Origin of the sequence: Borreliella yangtzensis, assembly GCF_014201775.1 — a bacterium.
GTDB lineage: Bacteria > Spirochaetota > Spirochaetia > Borreliales > Borreliaceae > Borreliella > Borreliella yangtzensis.
On sequence record NZ_JACHFG010000042.1, the window covers coordinates 1 to 2,545 of the forward strand.

General features: G+C 23.1%; 3 protein-coding genes. All 3 read left to right on the forward strand.

The window, feature by feature from the left end; translation table 11 throughout:
• Positions 1–1,076: 1,076 nt before the first annotated feature.
• Positions 1,077–1,574 carry a hypothetical protein gene (locus HNP68_RS06430; protein WP_420703300.1) on the forward strand — a complete coding sequence of 166 codons (498 nt, stop codon included), beginning with the start codon at positions 1,077–1,079 and terminating at the stop codon, positions 1,572–1,574.
• 12 nt (positions 1,575–1,586) lie between these two features.
• The gene (gene bptA / locus HNP68_RS06435) at positions 1,587–2,207 is read left to right on the forward strand and encodes a virulence-associated protein BptA (protein ID WP_183221588.1); all 621 of its coding nucleotides are present in this window, start codon (positions 1,587–1,589) and stop codon (positions 2,205–2,207) included.
• A gap of 235 nt (positions 2,208–2,442) precedes the next feature.
• Positions 2,443–2,545: helix-turn-helix domain-containing protein (locus HNP68_RS06440; RefSeq protein WP_183221590.1), on the forward strand; the 103-nt coding region annotated here is incomplete at its 3' end.

A 2,545-nucleotide genomic window follows, 5' to 3' on the forward strand; every position in this document is an offset into this window, starting at 1 on the left:
GACTTGTGGTAGTTGTAATGTTTTGCATGATAGAGATATAAATGCATCTCTAAATCTTAAAGCTTATTATTGTAATGAAATAAAAACTAAGGCAGAAACTGTCTGAAGTAAAGCTTGTGGACCATGCTCTAGTGGATGACCGTTCTTTTAAGAACCTAAAAAGCTATTATGAGATTAAACAAGAAGCCATTTCTATAATCTTTGATTTAGAAATAGTAGTTCACAATTTTAAATTTATTAATAATGTAAAAAAATCATTTTGAAAGCTTATAGGAAAAAATCTATTTATTAACAAAGAATTTCAACAATTAGAAAAAATTCTAAAGGAAAGTTTCTTATAAAGAAACAAAAATATTAGGGGAATCATAGCTAAATTAATCGGGTTATCTTCAGACATTTTGATCAGATGATTCTTATTTAGTTTTTTAGAGATCTATATTTAACTCTAATTTATAAAAATTTGTAATATCAAAGAAATTAATACAAGAATTAATTATATTGGAATAATTTTATTTTTTATTAAATACCAATATAGATTAGAATGAAAAATTGAGACTACTTCAAAATAGATCATTGATTAATCAAAATATTTTTTAAAGGTTTTATATTTATATATTGAAAAATCCTTTCTGCAAGATTTATAATAACTATCATTTTATAATTTAATTATTAATACAAAATCACATAGGGCTTAACCATAAATACTCTTAATTTAAGAATACTTATCTCAAGCCCTATAAAATAGACATCGACCAAAGTTAAGGATGCTTATAGTTAATAGCACCACTTGCTAGTATTATACTTCATATATGTTGCTAAAATCAATATGTTATTTTCAAATAATATACTTTTTAAACACAACAATTCTATTTTTATATACAAAATTATCCACATCTAATATTAAAACCTTTTTTAGAGATTATTTAGTTTTGAGCATTAAGTTTGTTTTTCTTTTTATAAAATTATTAAAAGTGTATCATAATAATGGAAATATCTAAAAATTTGATTTCTCTTTTTTAAAATTTTTATCCTATTTATTTTTTCTTTAGAATAGTATAATGATAAAAGGTATCAAAGTGATAATATTATCAATTTTGTTTTTATTAATTTCCAATGTGTTTGTTTTTTCTAATGAAGAATCTGAAGAAGTTGTTATTATAAATGAAAGTAATAGATCTGATTTAGGTATAATTCTTACATCAAAAACTAAATTTGGATCCTTTGTTTTAAGGCATCATCGTGCGGGACACATAGATTTAGATTTTAATATACAAATTATAAATAGTTCCGAGATTTTGCTTAAAAAGATATATATTAATGGGGTTTCTGTGATGGAGCATCCAATTAATACTTACTTTATTGATGGAATTAATCATTTTAATTTTGGCATGGATCTATTTTTTGAAGGTGAAAAAGTAAATATGCTAAGAAAGTTGGCAGAAACAAATGGAATTGATGTATACATTGAATGTTTCGATGAGATAAATAATGAGAAAAAGAAATATTCTTTCAAGGTGAGCAGGGGAAACAGTATGCATTTTTATAGTGCATTTGATATGATTTTTCATCAATAGGATGGATTATTAATGAGTAGAATTTTATTTTACGGATTATTGTTAATCTGTGTTTTTTTAGGGTTCTTTTTCTTTTTTAAAAAAGAAAATAGTATTATTTTTAATAAAATTATTAAAAAATCAAAAGATATAGTCTTTACTGATGAGACTTATACATATCTTTTTAAAGATGGCAATTTGAAAGAGCTAGTTTTTATAAAATCGGAGTTTATGGATCCTGAGCTTGAGTATGAAAAGAATAGAAATATGACAGGTTATTTGATAGATGCTTATAGAGCTATGAATCCCAGCTACAATTTTGATTTTATGGTTCACGATAATAAAATTCTAGGTTTTAAAAGTGTAATTTTTGAAGGATTTGAGGATGCTCAAGTTTCAAGGCATGAGAATAATTTACCAAGTGAGAAATGGCAAGAATTAAAGGATTTTAACATTGGAAATCCAAATATTAATGAAAAATTTTTTCATTTAAAATTTCCTTTTACGGTAAAAAATACCTTGCGCGTTACCCTTTCGAAAGGGTTTTTTAATAAAATCAAAAAATTAAAACGATTAAAGATTGTTTTAGTTTCTAATGAAGATAAAGAATATAAAATAGATATAAAAAATTTTTTATTAAAATATAATCTTTAATTTGAAATGAATTTTTTTTAAAATAGTATATTGCTGGTTAAGATTGAAATGTTTTTATAAAATTTTTTTCTATATAATAGAAGTGTAAAATTTTTTAAATCAAAATATAAGGTATTTTAAAAAATAAATTTATCAAAAAATAGCAAAGAATACTCCACCTATAATTTCTATGAAATTTAGGTGGAGATGAATTTGCAACGCAAGTTAAAACATAATATAATAATTTAAAAAAATAATGAGCGATAATAAAGCTTATAAGTACAGAATATATCCTAACACCAATCAAAAGAAATATTTTTCAAAGGTATTCGGATGCGTAAGATTTTTGTATAACAAAA

Excerpts from the sequence above, each read along its gene's own strand:
- bptA (WP_183221588.1), top strand. The coding sequence starts at position 1,587 with ATGAGTAGAATTTTATTTTACGGATTATTGTTAATCTGTGTTTTTTTA.